This window comes from Gemmatimonadota bacterium (genome assembly GCA_026702745.1).
In the GTDB taxonomy this organism is placed as follows: domain Bacteria; phylum JAAXHH01; class JAAXHH01; order JAAXHH01; family JAAXHH01; genus JAAXHH01.
Window position 1 is genome coordinate 47250 of sequence record JAPPBT010000078.1, and the last position, 20379, is coordinate 67628.

Annotated in this window: 13 protein-coding genes; 12 read left to right on the forward strand and 1 reads right to left on the reverse strand. The window is 63.3% G+C overall.

The features are described 5' to 3' along the window. Positions 1-59 precede the first annotated feature (59 nt). From OXH56_13210 to OXH56_13260, 11 genes are all read left to right on the forward strand, one after another. Positions 60-530 (forward strand): BlaI/MecI/CopY family transcriptional regulator, encoded by a 471-nt coding sequence (locus tag OXH56_13210; protein ID MCY3556266.1) that lies wholly within the window; start codon positions 60-62, stop codon positions 528-530. Further along, positions 523-2409: a M56 family metallopeptidase gene (locus tag OXH56_13215; protein MCY3556267.1), complete on the forward strand. Its 1887-nt coding sequence runs from the start codon at positions 523-525 to the stop codon at positions 2407-2409. The genes OXH56_13210 and OXH56_13215 overlap by 8 nt, the downstream gene beginning before the upstream one ends. A 40-nt stretch (positions 2410-2449) precedes the next feature. Beyond that, the gene (locus OXH56_13220) at positions 2450-3901 is read left to right on the forward strand and encodes an NTP transferase domain-containing protein (protein MCY3556268.1); all 1452 of its coding nucleotides are present in this window, start codon (positions 2450-2452) and stop codon (positions 3899-3901) included. Then, positions 3898-4683 carry a methyltransferase domain-containing protein gene (locus tag OXH56_13225; protein MCY3556269.1) on the forward strand — a complete coding sequence of 262 codons (786 nt, stop codon included), beginning with the start codon at positions 3898-3900 and terminating at the stop codon, positions 4681-4683. Before OXH56_13220 ends, OXH56_13225 begins: the two co-directional genes overlap by 4 nt. Before the next feature lie 13 nt (positions 4684-4696). Beyond that, on the forward strand, positions 4697-6223 hold the full coding sequence (locus OXH56_13230) for a polysaccharide biosynthesis C-terminal domain-containing protein (GenBank protein ID MCY3556270.1): 1527 nt from the start codon (positions 4697-4699) through the stop codon (positions 6221-6223). Continuing rightward, positions 6220-7554, forward strand: coding sequence for a CDP-alcohol phosphatidyltransferase family protein (locus OXH56_13235; protein ID MCY3556271.1), 1335 nt, complete (start codon positions 6220-6222; stop codon positions 7552-7554). Before OXH56_13230 ends, OXH56_13235 begins: the two co-directional genes overlap by 4 nt. Positions 7555-7770: 216 nt before the next feature. Further along, positions 7771-9216 carry a TolC family protein gene (locus OXH56_13240; protein MCY3556272.1) on the forward strand — a complete coding sequence of 482 codons (1446 nt, stop codon included), beginning with the start codon at positions 7771-7773 and terminating at the stop codon, positions 9214-9216. Between the two features lie 39 nt (positions 9217-9255). Continuing rightward, the gene (locus OXH56_13245) at positions 9256-10236 is read left to right on the forward strand and encodes a DUF3047 domain-containing protein (GenBank protein ID MCY3556273.1); all 981 of its coding nucleotides are present in this window, start codon (positions 9256-9258) and stop codon (positions 10234-10236) included. Positions 10237-10387: 151 nt separating this feature from the next. Next, positions 10388-10987 (forward strand): ABC transporter substrate-binding protein, encoded by a 600-nt coding sequence (locus OXH56_13250; protein ID MCY3556274.1) that lies wholly within the window; start codon positions 10388-10390, stop codon positions 10985-10987. A gap of 80 nt (positions 10988-11067) precedes the next feature. Beyond that, the gene (locus OXH56_13255; GenBank protein ID MCY3556275.1) at positions 11068-12510 is read left to right on the forward strand and encodes an alkaline phosphatase family protein; all 1443 of its coding nucleotides are present in this window, start codon (positions 11068-11070) and stop codon (positions 12508-12510) included. 10 nt (positions 12511-12520) lie between these two features. Then, positions 12521-13621 (forward strand): radical SAM protein, encoded by a 1101-nt coding sequence (locus OXH56_13260; protein ID MCY3556276.1) that lies wholly within the window; start codon positions 12521-12523, stop codon positions 13619-13621. On the opposite strand, the gene uvrA is transcribed toward OXH56_13260, so the two are convergent. Next, complete coding sequence (gene uvrA / locus OXH56_13265) at positions 13618-19443, reverse strand: excinuclease ABC subunit UvrA (protein ID MCY3556277.1); 5826 nt, start codon at positions 19441-19443, stop codon at positions 13618-13620. The two genes, OXH56_13260 and uvrA, sit on opposite strands and share 4 nt — an antisense overlap. 638 nt (positions 19444-20081) lie before the next feature. Here uvrA and OXH56_13270 point away from each other — a divergent pair. Further along, the coding region (locus tag OXH56_13270) for a hypothetical protein (protein MCY3556278.1) at positions 20082-20379 on the forward strand (298 nt) is incomplete at its 3' end.

Consider the following 20379-nt stretch of genomic DNA (forward strand, 5'->3'; position numbering starts at 1 on the left):
CAGTGCGCGAACACTCCGGCCCGGACGCGTCGGTGTGGTGAACGCGGAGAAGGAAACGGATGCCGAGAAAGAAGCTGTCGTCGTTGACGGACCTGGAAATCGATATCATGAACGTCGTCTGGCGGTTGGGACGGGCAACGGTGCGCCAGATCGTCGATTCGCTTCGAAACCAGCGTCCCCTGGCGTATACCACCGTGCAGACGGTACTGTCCATACTCACGCAGAAGGGTGTCGTCCGGTATACCCGCGAAGGCCGGGCCTATGTCTACACCTCCATCCTGAAACCCGAGGGCGTGCGCCGGGAAACCGTCCGTGCCGTCGTGGACAAGCTGTTCGCCGGATCTCCGCAGTCCCTGGTGCTGCACCTGATCGAATCGGACGCCTTGACCGCGGAAGAAGCCGAAAGTCTGCGCAAACTGCTGGACCGGATGGCCTCGGAGTCGTCGGACGCCTCGAATCCGGACGCGTCGGACGCGTCGGACGCGTCGAATTCGGAGGCCTCGGAGGCCTCGGAGGCCTCGGATGATTGATTCCGTCCAAGCCATAGGCCTCTTCGAACGGTTCGGCCGGCAGGTCGTGGACCTGTTGTGGCTTCCGAGCCTTGAAGCGTTGCTTCTGGGCGTCCTGGTCTGGGTGCTGCTGTTCGTGAACCCGGGATGCCCGGCCAGGATACGGCACTTCCTCTGGTTGCTGGTTCTGGCCAAACCGCTGCTGACCCTCGTGCTGCCCTGGCATGGACCGTTCGAAATCCCGTGGGCGTCGATGGCAAGCCATGGCGTGCCCGCCGCGGGCGGTCACAACGCACTGGCATCCGGAGTCTTCGCCATCGCGGGTCTGGTCTGGATGGGTTTCGCCGGTTACGGCCTCTACCGCATCGGTTCATCGGTCATCACCATGACCCGAAGAAGGCGGCGGTCCGTCCCGGTCGCCGTCCCCCGTGTAAGCGCGCTATTCGACCGGTGCCTGGCCGAATCGGGCTTGAAACGCAACGTGGCCCTGCGGGTCTCCGACGAGTTCGAGGTGCCTGCCCTGATCGCCGCCGGGCGCCCCACCGTCGTGATCCCCTCCTGGTGCATTCTGGAGCTTTCCAGCGTGGAACTCAGGCAGGTCCTGCTTCATGAACTGGCCCATTATGCCCGCCGGGACCACCTTACGGTCTTCCTGGTCCAGTTCAGCAGGTTCTTCTTCTTCTTTCACCCGGCGGTATGGTACGCCGCGTACCGGGCCGGGATCGAGGCAGAACGGGCCTGCGACGCGGACGTCGTTCGTGTTTCCATGCAGCCGGAAAGCTATGCGTCCACCCTGTTGAAGGTAGCCACGGGCAGGATCCGGACACACTGGCAGGCTGCCCTCGAAATGGCGCGGTCGGCCTCCATGGCCGCCCAGCGTATCCGGGACGTGCTTGGTTCGACGGTGAACGGGAAGGACCGCGCCTTCTTCCCGTTGCTGGCCGCCGGTATCTGCTCGCTGATCGCGGTCATGCCCCTGTTGCGGCCAGCGGTCGAGGCCCCCGGAGACGCGCCCGTATCGTCGCGGACGAGCATGCCCGGCGAACCGGCGGTTCCCGTCCGGATCGGTGCGGCGCCCGTTACGCAGCATCCCGAAGCACCGGATCATGAGACGCAGGTCGCGCGGGTGGCGGACGCGCCCCTGCCGCCAGTCCGGGTAGTCGATCGTCGGATCATGGTAGACGGCCGGCCCGTGCCGCGCGGGTCCATGGCCGCCATGATGGTAAAACCGTCCGTCCATCCCCGAGACGTAATACTCGAATCCACGGAGCGCGAACGGATCAACCCCGCCGTGCTCGGACAGACCGCCGCCCCGGTCATCCCGGCTCAGACCCTGTCGACGGGTAACCAGGCCAGGCAGGGACGTATCGAGGTGCAGGGCGTGGGCCGGACCGGCAACGAGCTGTTCGATCCCGGCACGGTCTCCCTGAGCGCCGGTTATTTCATTACACCGACCCACCAGTTCGGCGGCGTGTTTTCCATTCGGCGGCCCAACGATACGGAAGCCTTTGACGATTCCCGGCGGCCTTCCGGAGCACCGTACGGCGGTTCCCTCATACGAGCCCGGAGACTGGCCGGTTTCGGGACCTCGTCGGCGCAGAAGACGGCGCTTGAATCCTCAGAGGAAGTGCAGGCCGAACGGATCACCCGGATCGGCGCATTCTACCGGTACAATCTGCTCGTTCCGGGCGATTCCTTCACGCCTTTCTTCGGATGGGGCGCGGGTCTGGAGATCAGGCCGCAGCACCGGAACATGACTATGATCGACGCCGGGGTCGGACTGCGTTACTTCTGGGAACGGCATGTCGCCGTCGTCGTACAGGCATCCTACCGGAAGGAACTGGATGTCATCTCTCGTCCTTACCCGGAGATGACGCTGGGCTTTTCCGCAATCTTCTAGCTTCTTCCTTCGTCCACATGGCCATCTGAATCTCTAGCAAATGGATCATCATCCCCGAAGAGCGGCCCCGGCGCTCATCATCGCCGGCGGCGCGGGCGTGCGCCTTCAGCCGGTCACCGGCCCGGTGCCCAAACCCCTGTTGAAGTTATGCGGCGTACCGTTGATCAAGCGGATCATATTGACGGCGGCGCGGGCCGGGGTATCACGCTTCGTTATCGTAACGGGGTACGAGGCGGACCGGTTTCACGAGGTCCTTTCCAACGATCCCGGCCTGGACGCTCTCGAAATCGAGTGGGTGCATAACGAACGGTGGCATCTGCCCAACGGGGTTTCCGCCCTGGCCGCCCGTACCCGAATGACGGAACCGTTCGTACTGCTCATGGCCGATCACCTCTTCGAGCAACAGACCCTGGAGCGTCTGCTCGAGGAACCGGTGGCCGATGGGGAGTGCCTGCTCGCCGTCGACCGGAAAATCGACCGCGTGTACGACGTGGACGACGCGACCAAGGTCGAAGTGCGAGGGGATAAAGTGGTGCGCATCGACAAGGAACTGAAGGCTTTCAACGCGGTGGACACCGGCATGTTCCTTTGTACGCCGGCCCTGTTCAACGCCCTCGATACCGTGAACGGACCGGAGGGTTGCGCGTTGAGCGACGGCGTCCGGTCGCTTGCCGCGGAAGGGCGGATGCGCGCCTTCGACGTGGGCGATGGTTACTGGCAGGACGTGGATACGCCCGAGATGCTGGCTTATGGCGAAAGGACGCTGGTGGGACGCCTCGTAAAACCCACCGACGGCTGGGTGTCCCGGCATATCAACCGGCCGATTTCGACCCGGCTCAGCCGGTGGCTGGTCCGGACGCCGGTCACCCCGAACATGGTGACCCTGATCACGTTTCTGACCGGCCTGGCCGGGGCGTGGTTCGTGCTGGACAGCACCTACTGGTCGGTGCTGCTGGGCGCATTGCTGTTCCAGGCTTCGTCCATCCTCGACGGCTGCGACGGGGAAGTGGCGGTGCTTACCTTTCGCGAATCGAAATACGGCTCGTGGCTCGACACGATCACGGACAACCTGACCTACCTGGCGTTCTTCGCGGCCGTGGTCTGGGCCTACGCGGGCGGCTCCGGAGATTCGGTCGTCCGGTCCCTCGGCCTGGGATCCGTCGTCGTAGTGGCCGCGTCGATACTCGTGATGTATTACTATCTGCTGCAGACCGGGGGGAGCGGCAGCCTGGTCCGGTTCAACCGGGCCTTCGAAGAGCACGCCGTCGGGCGGCGGCGACACCTCGCCGCAAGGCTGCTCAACCTGTTCAGGATGATGGCCAAAAGAGATTTCTTTACCATGCTGCTGCTGGGTTTCGCCGCGCTCGACCTGCTGAACTGGATGTTCTGGACCGTTACGGCCGGCGGCCTGGCCATGGGACTGGCCATATTCATTTCAACGGGGAGGCTGCTGTCGCGGGATCGGGCGGTGGCCGGGGAAATGCGCTCATGAGCGGGTTGCGGGACCGTGCAAGGGGACTCTTCGCCCTCCGGCTCAGGAAGGATTTCAACTTCCGCCGGTCCCAGGAAACGGTCCCCGCGTTACGCTGGCTGAAGCCGCGTAAGGACGAGCGTATTCTCGATATCGGTTGCGGAGAAGGGACCTACGATTACCGGATCGCCTTGCGAGGCGCCAGGGTGTTCGGTTTCGACCTGGACCGGAAACAGTTGCGCCGTGCCCAGGCCTACCACAAGACGCCCTTCACGGGATTCGTCTGCGCCCATGCGGACGCGTTTCCCCTTCGTTCCGAGCAGTTCGACACGGTCATGAGCCTGTGTGTCTTCGAGCACCTGCCGGACGACCGGCAGACGCTACGTGAGATGTGGCGCGTGTTGCGGCCCGGGGGTCGCATCCTGCTGACGCTGGACAGCCTGAGTCTCGAGGAGATCGGCGAGTCATGGCGCGACGAGCACCGGAAGCGTCACAGCGTCCTGCAGTTCTACACCCACTCGTCGATCGGCTCGTTGCTGGAAGCCTGTGGATTCAGACTGACAAGACACCGGTACCTGCTCCGTTCCCGGCTGGACCTGGCGTTGATCCGGTTGAGTTACGCCACGGAGCGCATGCACGCGGTCCCGGCAGCGGCGATCCGGTTGGGACTAGTTTCGGCCGGCAGGGCGGTATCCGCGGTAATCAACCTGTTCACCGGGAACCAGCGGGGATGGACCCTGTTGATCGAAGCGGACAGAGTGCCCCCGGACTCGAGCCCGAACCCGGCCCCGGACCCGAATTAGCGAATCTCCCATCATGACGCATACCCAGGAGCAACCGGCTTTGGTCCGGTCCCGATCCGACGCATCGACGATCGCCCGGGGCGCCGCCGTCAATTTCATCGGAACGGTAGCGCGGCTGATCAAGTCCGTGTCGTTCATCGTCCTTACGCGGCTGTTCGGCGCTGAGATCTTCGGGCTGTACATGCTCGGATGGACCATCGTGGATCTCGTATCCAAGGTCGGCCAGTTCTCGCTGGACAAGGGGCTGGTCAATTTCATCCCGCGCCTGCGAGAGGATGGGGAGACGGAGGCCATCCACCGGACCATCGCGCAGGCCCTGGGCGTGGGGCTCCTGCTGAGCGCGGGAATCGGCTCCGCGCTCTATGCCGCTGCGGCTCCACTGGCGGATGGCCTGCTCGACAAGCCCCGGCTCACCGGCATGCTGCGGCTGCTGGCGGTCGGCCTGCCGCTCATCGCCCTGACCCAGATCATACTGGGCGTCACCCGGGCGCACAAGGTCATGAAACACGACGCCATGGTCCGGGGCGCCGTCGAGCCCCTGGTGCTGTTCGGGGCGGCCTGTGTCCTGTTCTACGCGGGCTGGCGTACCTACGGCATCGCCGCGGCCCACCTGGCCGCGCTGGCCTGCGGACTGCTATACGCCGTTTACGTGTTCACCCGGTTCTATTCCTGGCGGTCCTGTCTCGTCCACCTGCGGGCACTGCGGGTCGTCACTCCGCTGACCCGCTTCTCGCTGCCGGTCATGGGCTATGAGCTGGTCTACATGTTCATGATCCGGCTGGACGTGCTCATGGTCGGCTACTTTCTGCCGGCCGCACAGGTGGGCGTTTACGTGATCGCGGTCGAAATCGCCCTGGCGACCAAGAAGGTCCGCCAGTGGTTCGACCCCGTTTTCAGTCCCATCGTCGCCGAACTGAGTCACCGCAACGACCTGCGGCGGCTGGAGCTCAATCTGCAGCTGGTCACCCGGTGGGTGCTGACCATCGGCCTGGCGTTCCTCTGCGTGGTGTCGCTGGTCGGTAATGAACTGCTTGGACTTTTCGGCCCCGAATTCGTCGCGGGATTCATGGCGATGGTCGTCCTGGCCATGAGCCAGGTCGTCTACGCCGCCATGGGATCGGGCGATACGGTGCTCATCATGTCGGGCCGGCCCTGGCTGAATCTCGTGAATACGGTCGTGGTCGTGGTGGTCAATTTCGTCCTGAACCTGTGGTTGATACCGGCCCTGGGCATTCTTGGCGCGGCCCTGGGAACGTTGGCGGCCTTCGGACTGTTGACGCTGATCCGCCTGGCCGAAGTGTATCATCTGTTCCGGATCCTTCCACTGTCCTGGCGCATTCTGAAGCCATGCGCCGCGGCAGTGCCCGCCTTCGCGTGCGCATACGTGGCGGGCGTCTACGCACCGGACATACCGTGGCTGCGCATGGCCGCGCTGCCCGCGATCTTCCTGGGCTGCTACGTGGGCGTACTGGGTCTCCTGGGGTTGGAAGAGGAGGACCGGATCGCCCTCCGGCGCTTGCGCGGACGGAGCGGACCATGAAATTCAGCGTAGTCCTGTTCGCGGATACCGAAGTCTCAGCGGCCGGTGCCGGCCGGTCGATTTACGGTATTTCACTGCTGGAGCGGCACCTCCGGGTCTTCGCTTCACTGGGGGCCCGGCGGGTCACGGTTGTCGGACCATCACCCGGGCCGGGATCGGACGTCAGGGGATCGGACGTCAGGGGATCGGACGTCAGGGGATCGGACGTCAGGGGATCGAACGTCCGGGTCGACGGATTCGACGATCGCTGGTACCGGGAACTGGGGGCCGTCGAATGCGTATGTTCGGACGAAAATCCGGCCCGCTGGCTGCCCGGACAGGACGAAACGGCCCTGGTCATGGACGCCGGCCACCTGTACGACCATCGGGTTCTACGGGCCATGATCGACGACGGCCGTAACCGGAGCGCCGTGGACTCGTCGGTCAGGGAATCCTGCAGGCTGCTGGTGGCGGACGCGGACCTCCTCACAGAACTTACGGCGTCCTGGACCGGCTCCGAATCGCTGTGGTCCGCGCTGGACTCGGTGCAGGAATCGACCTGCCCGGTCTTCGACCTGCGCGAACTGGATCCCTATATCGTGGATCTGCGCCGAAGCCTGCCCCCCTGGTGGCTGGTCGTCGATTCGGACCTGAAGATCCGCCGGGCGGAGGCCCTGTTGATCGACGCCGCACAGAAGGGTACGCTGGATTTTCCCGCGGAGTTTATCCATCCGCCCCTGGAAAACCTGCTTACGAAGTGGATTTCGGCCAGTACCGTGACGCCGAACCAGGTGACCACCCTTTCAATACTGCTCGCCTTTCTGACTACCGGTCTTCTGGCCGTGGGGCAGATGGGTACGGAGTACCTGGCCGCGGGACTGGTGATCGCTTTCATCGTCGGGGTGCTGGACGGTGTCGACGGCAAATTGGCCCGTGTGACAGTGCGATGCACCCGGTTCGGGGACCGTTTCGAACACATCCTGGACGTGGTCTGGGAGCTGACCTGGTACTGGGCCCTTGGGTGGATGCTCAGCGGCGGCGGCGAGGCGGCCGGTCCCTTTGTGCTCGCCACGGTGATCACGTTCTTTTATCTGCTTGACAAGGCGGCTACGGGGATGTTCAAGTCCAGACAGGGTATCGAACTGTTTGACTACGCGCCCGTGGACCGCTTCTTTCGCCGTATCGGCGCCCGGCGCAATACGAATGTCCTGGTGTTGCTCGCGGGTTTGGCGGTCGGCATGCTGGAGGAAGCGTTCACATGCGTGGCGATCTGGACGGTGATCACGGCGGCGTTCCATTGGACGCGGGCGATCTGGCTGCTGTCGCAACCGTCGCCTGCCGATGGGTCTTGATACCGCCTGTCGACAGGACGGGTACCACCGGTCTAGAGAACGAGAAGAACCGGGTGAGCTCGCCCGGTTTGTCGCTGCCGAGCATGGACCGGCCTTTGCTATTAGTTGGATCAATAGGCGGTCGGGTGCGTCTAATATACTTGAGAAAGCGTGCATTTCCGATTACGGTGGGTCGATTTGAACGGTGAGAATGTTCCTGTGTTTAGCGGAGGTGACGTGATTCGTATTCTGGTCTACATCCTGGCGGCATCGCTGATCTCGGGGCCTGTATTGGCGCAGGGACCGGGCGGACTCGTTCAGGCCGACCGGGCTGACCAGGCTGACGACCAGGTTGATGACCAGGCTGTCCAGGCTGTCCAGGCTGTCCAGGCTGTCCAGGCTGTCCGGATGACGCTGGATCAATGCGTGGACCGGGCGTTGCGGGTCAGTCCGGACATCGAACAGGCGGTCCTTACCGTCGAGGGTCTTGAAGCCAGGTTGAGCGAAGCGAGATTCGCGGGCATCACACCCCGGTTGGAGTGGACCAATATCTTCGGTCCCGCGCCGGGTATAGAAGGCGATACGGAAGAGATCGAGACCATCCGGAGTGACCTGGGCGACCTAGGCGTTTTCTCACGCACGCAGATCGAGCTGGTCCAGCCGCTGTACACCTTCGGGAAGCTCAGTAATGCGAAGAAGGCGGCCGGGTACGGTCTCGAAGCGGGGGAGGCGGCCGTGGAATCCCGGAAATTCGACGTGGCGTTCCAGGTGAGGAAGTTATTCTACGGTCTCGTACTGGCCAGGGAACTCAGTGACATCATCCTGGATAGCGTAGAAAAGGTACAGGAGGCCCGGGACCGCGTAAACGAGATGATCGAGGAAGACTCGGAAGACGTCGGCCAGAACGACCTGTTGAAAATCGATGTCTTTGAATTCGAAGTGCAGCAGAGCCGGGCGCGGGCCGAGAAGTCGATCGAACTGGGGAGGGCGGCGCTGAAGGCCTTGCTCGAAATAGATCGGTCCATCGATTTCGATATCGTCCATACGGCCGCGGATACCGAAACGGCGGACCTCGATGAACTGGACGTTTATGTAGAAAGGGCGAAGAACCGGCGGTACGACATCCGGCAACTGAGGGCCGGAGTGCTGGCCCGCCGGGCGCTGCTGAAGGTGGCCAGGAGCGACTTCTACCCCCAGATTGCCCTGGCGGGATCACTTCAGTGGGGTATCGCGCCGCACAGGCCGGAGCTCGACAATCCTTTTCTCCGGGACGAGTTCAATTTCCTTCGCGGCGGCGCCGTGATTACCTTGCGCCAGAACTTCAATTTCGGCCTGACACGCGCCAAATATATTGCCCGGAAAGTGGAACTGGAAGCGCTGGAGAGCAAGGAATCCCAGGCGATGAGCGCGGTCGCGCTGCAGGTGGAGCAGACCTACCGCGACGTGATCGAGGCCCGTACCAACGTGGTCAACAGCGACCGGGCGCTCCGCTCCGCCAGGGCATGGCTGACATCGGCTCAACTGGGTTTCGACGTTACCGGAGACAGTTCGGAACTGCTGGACGCTTTCACCGCGCATGCGAAGATGCAACATGCGCACAGGCAGTCGCTGTACCAGTACCGGGTTTCGCTGGCCGAACTCGATCATGTGACCGGCAACGAGGTTTACAATGGACGGCGTTAAAGTACAGAACGGCTATGAAGCACGGAACGGAGGACGGGCATGAACCATAGACGTGCGGGGACGGGCATGGAGCGTGGTTTACCGACGGACAGGGCGCGGGGAACGTTGACGGTCATGGAGGGTGGAATTCCAGCGGGCAAAGCGCGGGGCTGGCCGGCCGGCCGGACCTTCGGTTTGCTGGCGGGCGCCGTCCTGCTGATCTGCGCCGCGTTCATCGATCCACCTTCAGTCTATCGCACGGACACGGAAACACAGGTGCTGTCGCCCCGGGAGTTCGGGATGGTCGGGGCATCCTGGACGGCCTGGACGGCCTGGCCGCGGACCGCCGCGTTCGTTCCGGGCGTCGCGTGGGCGGACCATGCGGACTATGCGTTCCCTCCCCAGCGGGGCGATGACCAAGGAAAGTCCATCACGATCGAAGCCTTCGACGATTCGGCCCCGGGCGGCTTCCCCCTGACCTGGAAAGCCTGGCGGGGCAACGACGACCAGGCCCGCAGTCTGTACACGATCCGGGAGGAGAAGGGCAACCGGTATCTCCACGCGGCCGACGACGGCACCTCCATCATCATTCTCAAGCCAGTCAGCGAATGGGATGCAAATAAATACCCGGTGCTGTCCTGGCGGTGGAGGGCGACGGTCCTGCCCGAAGGCGGCGATGAACGCATCCGTACCAAAAACGACAGTTCCGTGGCCGTATACGTGGTCCTGGACCAGAACTTCATCGGCGTGCCCAAGACCCTGAAATATGTCTGGAGCACCACCGCGCCGGTCGGCACCCACTACCGCCGCGAAGGCATCGGCCGCCCCCACGTGATCGTGCTCGAGAGCGGGAAGGAGAAGCTCGGACAGTGGGTCGAGGAGTCGGTCGACGTGCATGCGGACTATGTCCGTATCTTTGGGAAGAAGCCGCCCCGGAAAGCCGTAGGGATCGGCATTCTGACGGATGGCAACGCGACGGGATCGGACTCCAGGGGAGATTACGACGATTTCGTGGTTCATCGACGGGACACCGGATCCTGACCCGGCCAATCCGGCCAATCCGGGTGATCGGGCCAGACCGGGTGATCGGGCCAGACCGGGTGATCGAGACGGTTCGGGCGATCCCGTGGGGTCGTGTGACCCTGCCAATTCGTGCAATCGGTCCTGCAGCATGAAAGGATGGAGGTGGGGAATGCAAGTGAATCGCCGTGCGGTCCGCCGCCTGGGACGCCTTGCCGCCTGGGCTGCGGTGTCGCTGCTGGCTTTTGGGAGTTACGCGCAGGAATACTCGCCCATCGAGACGCTGAAACAGCGGGACGCCGCGCTACGCGCCCTGGACGGGGCCGCCACCGAAGCGGCAATGGACAGCCTGGTGCGCCATGCCGTCGTCTCAGGGTTCGATTTCGAGCGGCACAGCCGCATTTCACTCGGCAGACACTGGCGGGAGCGGACGGACGCCGAACGGGAGGAGTTCGTTTCGGTCCTGCGAAGGTGGACCGAAAGCCGGGCCCTGGACAAGCTGCGCAAGCGGTCGGACAGGACGACCTACGACGGGGAAGAGACCCGGGGCAGCCGCTCGCTGGTGAGAACGACGGTATGGTACAAGGGCACCAAAACCCTCGTCGACTACAAGATGGAGCTGAAAGCGGGGGAATGGCTCATCTATGACATGGTCATCGACGGGGCGAGCGTTGCGCTGGCCAACCGGGACGCATTCTACAAGAAAATCAGCAGGACATCCTACGACGAACTGCTCAACACTCTCCGTGCGAAAACCCTTGAAATCGAATAGCGAAACGAGTATACTCTCAAGCCTGTACTGTATACTTGAATTGAGTAATGTAACGATGTCCTAAGTTTTTAGGAGACGGAATGGCGGCGACCGCCTTTAATCGATGTATCTTTTTCCTCGTCGACGGCGCACGGGAAGACGTCATGCGGAAGCTGATTGAGGCCGGCGAACTTCCGTCCCTGCGGCGGTACGTCCTCGACCGGGGAGATTACCGGAAAGCGGTGACCTCGTTCCCGTCCACGACCGGTCCGGCCCATGTGCCCTTTTTGACCGGCTGTACGCCCGGTTCGTGCAATCTTCCCGGCATCCGCTGGTTCGACCGGTCCCAGCCCGAGGGGCTCACCCATTTCCGGCAAGCGCGCAGTTACGTGGGACCGGGTGGACTGTATATCGACAGTGATCTGAAGGACGAGATCCACACCATCTTCGAATACTACGAGCGCCCGGCGGGCGTTTTCAGCCTGGTAAACAAGGGGTTGGGCATATTCGAAAACCGGACGTTGCTGACCAGGAACTGGTACTTGTACTATGCCCATTTATCCGGCAGGTGGAAAGTCATGGACGACGCGGCCTGGAGGTACATCGACCGGGCCGTCGACCGGGGGGTAGATTTCCTGTCGGTCGTATTCCCCGCGGTGGACGAATACTCTCATTACACCGATCCCTTTTCGGATACCACGTTGGAGGCCTATCGGGCATTCGACCGGGGATTCGGCAGGCTGGCGGAGCGGCTTCAGCGGCTGAACAGGCTGGACGACACGCTGCTCGTGGTATCCAGCGATCATGGTCTGACGTCCACCCACACGCATTTCGAGTTATGGTCCTTTCTCGACGAAATAGGATTCAATACGCTGTACTATCCCCGGATCCTGCGCAGTGGATGCGACGCGGCCATGATGGTTTCGGGCAACGGCATGGCGCACATCTACCTTAAAAAGGGCGAGACCTGGGAAGAAAGGCCATCATACGATGAGATCCGCGCACTGGGGGAAACCGATCCCGTCGAGGCCCTGCTCGAACAGGAGGCGGTAGACCTGGTGGCGGCGACCCGGGGTGACTCGGTCATCGTCTGCGGGCGCCGGGGGATCAGTGAAATCAGGGAGATGCCCGGCGGCATTGCGTACCGGGTGCTCGAGGGCCAGGATCCTTTCGGTTACGGCGGCATGCCGGCCGAAGCGTCCGATGAGCAGATGCTCGCCGCCACCTACGACACGGACTATCCAGACGCGCCTTACCAGTTGCTACGCGTCTTCGGTTCGCCCCGGTCCGGAGACCTGATCGTCAGCGCCCGGATCGGCTACGATCTGAGACACCGCCATGAACATCCTGAGCACAAGTCGACCCACGGTTCATTGCATCGCGACCATATGCACGTACCTCTGATGATGAACACGGACATTGCAGCGGAATGCGTCCGCACCGTGGACGTGTTCCCCGCCATGCTGAACTTGACGGGACGTACCGTCAAAGGGACCATAGACGGAAGAGATTCCGTCACCGCGGCAACGCGGGCGGTGGCGTAGGAGCATATTCATGTCCGAACAGGTTCAGATCTCACCGGCGGCGGAACCCATCGCGCCGTCTCCTGCGCCTCCCGGACCGCCCGTCCTGCAGCCGGACGCGGGCTATCTCGGGTACGACCGGACGTTGTTGCGGCCCATGTCCCTCGCCACCAAGCTTCGCGCCCTGCTCAAATACCTTTGGGTGCGACTGAAGGGCGGACCGATGGCGGTGAACATGGAGGTGACCTACCTGTGCAACGCCACCTGTGATTTCTGTGATTACTGGAAAACGAAACGTTCGGGCAAGCTGGGCGACTACGATTACGTGGCGGCGCTGCGGAAGCTGAACCCCCTGTCGGTCACCCTGACCGGCGGGGAACCCACGATCAACAAGCAACTGCCCGAGGCGGTCAGGCGCATCAAGGAGTCCCAGGGATTCGTCTACATCGGCATGGTCACCCACGGTTCTCTGCTGACCGTGGAAAAGGCCATGGCCCTTTGGGACGCCGGCCTGGACCACATCTCGATTTCGTTGAATTACATCGGACGGGAACACGACGAGGAACGGGGCATCGAGGGGCTGTACGAACATATTACCACGCTCGTGCCCCAGTTAACGGCCCGGGGGGTCAACGTGATCTTCAACACGGTGATCATGCGGGACAACCTGGACCACGTCGTGCCCATAGCGCACCTGGCGCGCACCATGGGCGCGAAGGTTTCCTACAGCTGCTACAGCGATTTCAAGAACGAAAACGAAACCCACCTGGTGGATCCCGCCCACACTGAGCGTCTGGAATCCGTGATCGAGGAACTGATCTACCAGAAGTCCCGCCTGGGAAACATCGTCAGTTCCGCCTGGTACCTGCGCCGCATCCCCGATTACTTCCGGAACGCCCTGCCGGGTTCCTGCACGGCGGCCGGCAAGTGGCTGGTCCAACTGACCCCCGACGGCGACATAAAGCCCTGCGCAGAACTGCCCGTACAGTCCGGATACGCCGACTTCAAAAAGGTCTCGAAGAAGATCGACTGCAACCGGTGCTGGTACAGCTGCCGGGGCGAAACGGAATCTTCGTTGAAGATCGGCAGATTGTGGGAAGGCCTGGAGAGGGTCTGGAAAGCCGGAGTCTAGTCGACCGCCGCCAACTCCCTCGACAGTATCCGCCCGGTATGGGACAATGAACCGGCGATTTCCTCGGGCGTTCCCGCGGCAACTACGTGACCGCCCCGGTCACCGCCTTCCGGTCCGAGATCGACGATCCAGTCGGCCGTCTTGATGATGTCCAGGTTGTGCTCGATCACCAGCACCGTATTCCCCTTGTCCACCAGCCTGTTCAGGACCGTCAACAGCTTGCGGATGTCATCGAAGTGGAGCCCCGTGGTCGGCTCGTCGAGCAGGTAGATGGTCTTGCCGGTGCCCGGCCGGGAGAGTTCCTTCGCGAGCTTGACACGCTGCGCCTCGCCCCCGGACAGCGTGACGGCCGACTGGCCGAGCTTGATGTAGTCGAGACCCACGTCGTAAAGCGTCTGGAGCATGCGCCGGATGCGGGGCACGTTCTCGAAATGCTCGAGGGCCTCGGCCACGGTCATGTCCAGGACATCGGCGATGGTCCTGCCCTTGTAGGTCACCTCCAGCGTCTCCTTCATGAAGCGCTTCCCGTCGCAGACCTCGCAGGTCATCCACACATCCGCCAGGAAGTGCATCTCGATCTTGCGCACGCCGAGTCCCTGGCAGGCCTCGCAGCGGCCCGCGGGCACATTGAAGCTGAACCGCCGGGGTTCGTAGCCCCGCATCCGGGCCTCCACGGTCCGGGCAAAGAGCTGGCGGATCGGCGCGAAGAGCCCGACGTAGGTGCAGGGGTCCGACCGCGGGGAATGGCCGATGGGCGTCTGGTCGATGTTGATGACCTTGTCCACGAAGCGCAGCCCCTTGATCTCGTCGTGGGGACCGGGATTGACCTGGGCGCGGTGCAGGGTGGAGGCCAGTACGGGATACAGGATATCGTTGACGAGGGAGCTCTTCCCCGATCCGGAAACCCCCGTAACGCAGATGAAGAGGCCGAGGGGCAGCGTTACGTCGATGTTCTTCAGGTTGTTCTGGCGGGCCCCGAGGATGCGCAGCCTGTTGCGGCCCGGCTTGCGGCGGTCCGTGGGCACTTCGATGCGTACCCGGTCGGCGAGGTAGCGCCCGGTGAGCGAAGCTTCGAGATCCTTGAGGGTCTTGGGCGCGCCCTGGCCCACGATCCGGCCCCCGTGCACGCCGGCTCCCGGACCGAAATCCACCAGGTTGTCGGCATGCTCCAGCGTGTCGCGGTCGTGTTCCACCATGATGAGGGTATTGCCGAGATCGCGCAGGTTCTCCAGGGCCTCGATCAACCTGAGATTATCCCGCGGATGGAGTCCGATCGTGGGCTCGTCCAGCACGTAGAGCACGCCGGTCAGTCCCGATCCGATCTGGCTGGCCAGGCGGATCCGCTGCGCCTCACCACCCGAAAGCGTGGGCGCCCGTCGGTCGAGCGTCAGGTATTCCAACCCTACGTCCAGCAGGAAGCGCATGCGGTTTCGGATTTCCGTCAACACCTCGCCCGCGACTTCCCGCTGGGACGCGGAGAGTTCCAGCTTCTCGATGAAGCCCATGGCGCGGTCGACGGGGAGGGCGCAGAGCCCGGCAATAGACAGGCCGTCGATCAGCACGGAGAGGCTCTCGGGCCTGAGACGCCCGCCCTCACAGGCCGGACAAGGCGTCGGTTGCAACATACGGGCCAGTTCAGGGAAGCGGTTCGCGTACCGGGCGACCAGTTCCACCGTCGGGAAGATGCCCCGGAACTGGAAGGACAGACCGGGTACCCGCTGGTCGTCCACCCACCGGTCGCTTCCATAGAGTAACACCTGCAGCTGTTCCTGCGACAGGGCATCGACCGGCGTTTCAAGGGTAAATCCATTCGAGGACGCCACCTGTTCCAGCAGGTCGAGCATGGACCGCTCGCCCATGACGCTTTCACCCGCCGCGCCTACACCCCAGATCGCGGCCGCGGCTTCACGCACCGGTTTCGCGCGATGGGGTATCAGCAGGTCGAGTTCGATCCCGGGCTGGGTACCGAGTCCCTCGCATTCGGGGCACATGCCCGACCGGTGGTTGAAGGAGAAGCACTGGGGCGTGGGCTCATCGTAGCTGTTGCCGCAGGACGGGCACGAATAGAAACGGCTGAAACGGATGTCGCGGGGACCGCTTGCATCCGGTTCCTCCACTTCGGCGATCAGCAGTCCTCCCGACAGTTCCAGGGCCGTCTCCACCGAGTCGGCCAGGCGCTGGCGCACGTCGCCCTGCATGACGATCCGGTCCACCACCACGCACAACTCGTGGCGCCGGCGGCGGTCGATCTCTATGTCCTCTTCGAGCCGACGAAGTTCGCCGTCGATGCGCACCCGGATGAACCCGTTCCGGCGGGCCCGGTCCAGGAGGACGTCATACCCCTCGGCGCCTTCGGGTTCCAGCGGGGCGTGGAGCGTGGCGCGGGTCCCTCCCGGCAGGGTCATGACGCGGTCCACGATATGGCTGGGCGTCTGCGCGCCGATGGGCACCCGGCAGGCCGGACAGTGAGGGACGCCCACGAGGGCGTAGAGCCCGCGCAGGTACTCGTAGATCTCCGTGATGGTGCCCACCGTGGAGCGGGGGTTCCGGCCCGGGGACTTCTGTTCGATGGATATGGCGGGGGACAGGCCGACGATGTGGTCCACCTTCGGTTTCTGCATCTGCTGGAGGAACTGCCGCGCATAGGCGGACAGGGACTCCACGTACCGCCGCTGGCCTTCGGCGTAGATCGTATCGAGGGCCAGGGAGGTCTTCCCCGAACCCGATACGCCCGTGAATACCGTCATCCGGTCCCGGGGGATCGTCACGGAGAGATCGTTCAGATTGTGTTCCCGCGCGCCGCGCACGGTGATCTCCCGGATGTGGCCGTCCGCGCCGGCGGTCCGGTCCGCGCCGGCGGATTTGCCGTCTGCGCCTCCGGTACTTCCGTCTGCGCCGGCGGTCCCGTCCGCGCCGGCGGCCTGGCCGGCGGCCGGCAGTGATTCCGGAATCGCCGGAGTGGCCGATGACGATGAAGGCCCTGGAGATCCGGGAGGCCGCAGCGCTTTCGCCAGGATCTGTCCAGTGGACGAACCGGCAATGCCCGCGACGGTCTCCGGCGTGCCCTCGGCGATGACGTGTCCGCCCGCTTCTCCGCCCTCCGGTCCCAGGTCGATGATCCAGTCGGCGGTCTTGATCACGTCGATGTTGTGCTCAATGACGACAACGGTGTTGCCCTTGTCCACGAAGGCGTTCAGCACAGCGAGCAGGTGGGTGATGTCTTCGAAGTGCAGGCCGGTCGTAGGTTCGTCCAGCACGTACATGGTCCGCCCCGTGCTGCGCTTGCACAGCTCGCGTCCCAGCTTGATGCGCTGCGCCTCACCGCCCGACAGCGTGGGCGCGGGCTGGCCCAGCTTGATATACCCCAGGCCCACGTCGTAGAGGGTCCGAAGCACCCGGGCGATGGAAGGAACGTGTTCGAAGATCTCCAGTGCTTCCTGCACGTCCAGGTCGAGCACGTCGGCGATGGAGTGCCCCTTGTACTTCACCTCCAGGGTTTCCCGGTCGAACCGTCTGCCCTCGCAGACGGGACAGGAAACCCACATGTCCGCCAGGAAATCCATCTCCACCCGTGTCGCGCCGTTGCCTTCGCAGGCCTCGCATCGGCCGCCGCGCACGTTGAAGCTGAAACGGCCGGGCTTGTAGCCGCGCACCCTGGCCTCCGGCGTTTCGGCGAAGAGGGCGCGTATCGCGTCGAAGACCTTCGTATAGGTCGCCGGGTTCGATCTCGGCGTGCGGCCGATGGGCGCTTGATCGATGTTGATGACCTTGTCCAGGTGACCCACGCCCTTTAGGCCGTCGAATTCGCCCGGTTGGGTACCGGCCTTGTTCAGCGACCGGGCTAGGGCCGCGTACAGGATATCGTTGATCAGCGAGCTCTTGCCCGAACCGGATACGCCCGTGACGCAGGTAAACCGGCCCACGGGCAGGCGGACGTCCAGGTTCTTGAGGTTGTTCTGACGAGCGCCCAGGATCGTCAGCCAACTGTCGTTAACGCCGCGGCGGGAGGCCGGAACGGGGATCGTCTTCTTCCCGCACAGGTACTGACCGGTCAGCGAAGCCCCGCTGGCGGCCACGACGCCGGGACGGCCCTCGGCCACGATCTCACCGCCGTTGACGCCGGCGCCCGGGCCGAAATCCACGATGTGGTCGGACGCCCACATGGTCTCTTCATCGTGTTCGACGATGATGACCGTGTTTCCCTGGTCCCGCAGATAGCCCAGGGTATCCAGCAGACGCCGGTTGTCCCTGGGATGCAGGCCGATGCTCGGTTCGTCGAGCACGTACATCACGCCGACGAGCCCGCGGCCGATCTGGCTGGCGAGCCGTATGCGCTGCGCCTCCCCGCCGGAAAGCGTTGGCGCCGTACGTTCCAGTGTCAGGTATTCGAGACCCACGTTGAGCAGGAAGTCGAGCCGTGCGACGATCTCCTTGAGCGCTTCGTCGCCGATCTGGCGTTCGGCGTCCGACAGGGACAGCTTTTCGAAGAACGCGCGGATGTCCAGGATGGGCAGGCGGCACAGCGCGGCGATGGAGAGGCTGCCCAGGGTGACGGACAGCGCTTCGGGTTTAAGGCGTTCGCCGTGGCAGAGGTCACATTCCCCTATGGCCATGTACCGTTCGAGTTCGGCCTTGTGCCGCTGGGACTTGAGCGTATGGTAGCGCTTCTCCAGATCGTTCACGACCCCGTTGAACCGGTCCTTGTGCGACCATTCGCCGCCCTTTCCGTTGCGGAACGTAAAGGTGATGCGCTTGTAGCCCAGTCCGTACAGCACCACCCGCCGCGCCTCTTCGGTCAACTGCTCCCACGGCGTGTCCAGGCTGAAACCCACGTGTTGGGCGATCCCTTCGTAGAAGTGCCGTTTCCAGAGGTTGGCGATGGTTCCAAGGGGTTCGATCGCACCTTCGTTGATGGACTTCGACGGATCGGGCACGATGAGCCTGGGTTCGATCCGCATCATGGTGCCCAGGCCGTGGCAGTTCGGGCACATGCCCTGCGGACTGTTGAAGGAGAACAGCTGCGGCGTCGGTTCTTCGTAACTCAGATCGCACTCGGTGCAGGCGTACCGGGTGCTGAAGAGCAGGTCGGAAGTCCGGCCGTCTTCCTGCAACTGGACCATGACGGTACCCTGTCCCAGGTGCAGTGCGCCTTCGACGGCTTCGACCAACCGTGTTCGGATGTCGTCCCGCATGACGAGCCGGTCCGTCACCACTTCGATCGTGTGCCGCATGTTGCGGTCGAGGTCCGGGTCTTCGGAGAGGTTGACGACTTCGCCGTTCACCCGCGCGCGCAGATAGCCCTGCCGGCGCAGGTCTTCGAACAGGTCCCGGTACTCGCCGCGGCGCCCCTGGATCACCGGCGCCATAACGAGCATCCGTGTTCCTTCCGGCAGCGCCAGGATCCGGGCGACGATCTGTTCGAGGGTCTGTGCCCCGATCCGTTCCCCGCACTTCGTGCAGTGCGGCACCCCCACCCGGGCGTAGAGCACGCGCAGGAAATCGTAGATCTCCGTGATCGTCCCCACGGTGGACCGGGGATTCAACCCGGCGGCTTTCTGTTCGATGGAAATGGCGGGCGCCAGTCCCGTGATCCGGTCGACGTCCGGTTTCTGCATCTGGCCGAGGAACTGCCTCGCGTAGGCGGAGAGCGATTCGACGTACCGCCGCTGGCCCTCGGCGTAGAGGGTGTCGAAGGCCAGCGAGGACTTGCCGGAACCGGATACGCCGGTAAAGCAGATCAGCGCGTCTTTCGGCAGGTCCAGGTTCACGTTCTTCAGGTTGTGAACGCGGGCCCCTTTGATCTGTATGGTCGTTCCGCCCATGGGATGAAGGTCGGGTTCCGGGGGTTTGAAGATAGGGTCGTTTCGCGCCGGCACAGCAACCGGAAGTTGCTATACGGGTGTTTAGAAATCAAGGTATTTTCACGACTGCCGGGAATTGAGGCGGACTAAAGAAAAAGACGATTCCAAGTCTGGTATTTTTAAAACCAGCTTGACATGTTTACAAAACACATGTATAGTGTAGTCATCATGCCCATTTAACGGGCGTAACGACAACCGCATCAGGACATCCTCGCGTCCCTTAGCGGACCCGCACCCCGCGGACCTACAAGCGTCCCCGTGCTACTTCTGATCCACCCACGGCACGGGGATTTTTCATGCCCTTTTTCTCCTCAGCCTCCCATTCAGATAAAGCGATACGGGACATAGGCCCAGCATACCCGGCATGCCCGGCGGTTCGCGCCGGATCTGTTGATCACCCGGCATCCGGCCCACGGTCCATACCGCATCGATCGTTCGCACCCAGACGGCCGCGCGTCGTGCAGCCGCTCATACTCAAGACAAGGAGCTCATTCATCATGTCGGTGATCACCCGTTTCATTCATGCGTTAACGTCGCGTTTCAAGTGCAACCACACTTCCGCAACAACCATTGCAACGACCATTGTAAAGGAGTTCATCATGCAAAGACGCTTATGCCGTTTCGCCTTGAGGACGCTCCTCGGCCTCCTGATCCTTTCCATGGCAGCACTGACCGCTAACGGCCAGCAGACGATCACCGATGCAGCCAAAGGCGCCTATGACTTCGATAGCCTATCCGGCGTCATCGACGCAGACCAGGTGGACTACTTCTCCGGCAACTGGTCCTACGCGCTGCCGCTCGGGGAAGTAGAAGGCGCGGGTGGCCTGTCCCTGCCCCTGGCTATGCGCTACAGCAGCGCGGTGACGGGCACGGACCGGCTGATCAAGCTGGGCACGG

Coding starts and splice junctions, on each gene's coding strand:
- OXH56_13210 (MCY3556266.1), top strand. CDS start 60: ATGCCGAGAAAGAAGCTGTCGTCGTTGACGGACCTGGAAATCGATATC.
- OXH56_13215 (MCY3556267.1), top strand. CDS start 523: ATGATTGATTCCGTCCAAGCCATAGGCCTCTTCGAACGGTTCGGCCGG.
- OXH56_13220 (MCY3556268.1), top strand. CDS start 2,450: ATGGATCATCATCCCCGAAGAGCGGCCCCGGCGCTCATCATCGCCGGC.
- OXH56_13225 (MCY3556269.1), top strand. CDS start 3,898: ATGAGCGGGTTGCGGGACCGTGCAAGGGGACTCTTCGCCCTCCGGCTC.
- OXH56_13230 (MCY3556270.1), top strand. CDS start 4,697: ATGACGCATACCCAGGAGCAACCGGCTTTGGTCCGGTCCCGATCCGAC.
- OXH56_13235 (MCY3556271.1), top strand. CDS start 6,220: ATGAAATTCAGCGTAGTCCTGTTCGCGGATACCGAAGTCTCAGCGGCC.
- OXH56_13245 (MCY3556273.1), top strand. CDS start 9,256: ATGAACCATAGACGTGCGGGGACGGGCATGGAGCGTGGTTTACCGACG.
- OXH56_13250 (MCY3556274.1), top strand. CDS start 10,388: ATGCAAGTGAATCGCCGTGCGGTCCGCCGCCTGGGACGCCTTGCCGCC.
- OXH56_13255 (MCY3556275.1), top strand. CDS start 11,068: ATGGCGGCGACCGCCTTTAATCGATGTATCTTTTTCCTCGTCGACGGC.
- OXH56_13260 (MCY3556276.1), top strand. CDS start 12,521: ATGTCCGAACAGGTTCAGATCTCACCGGCGGCGGAACCCATCGCGCCG.
- uvrA (MCY3556277.1), bottom strand. CDS start 19,443: ATGGGCGGAACGACCATACAGATCAAAGGGGCCCGCGTTCACAACCTG.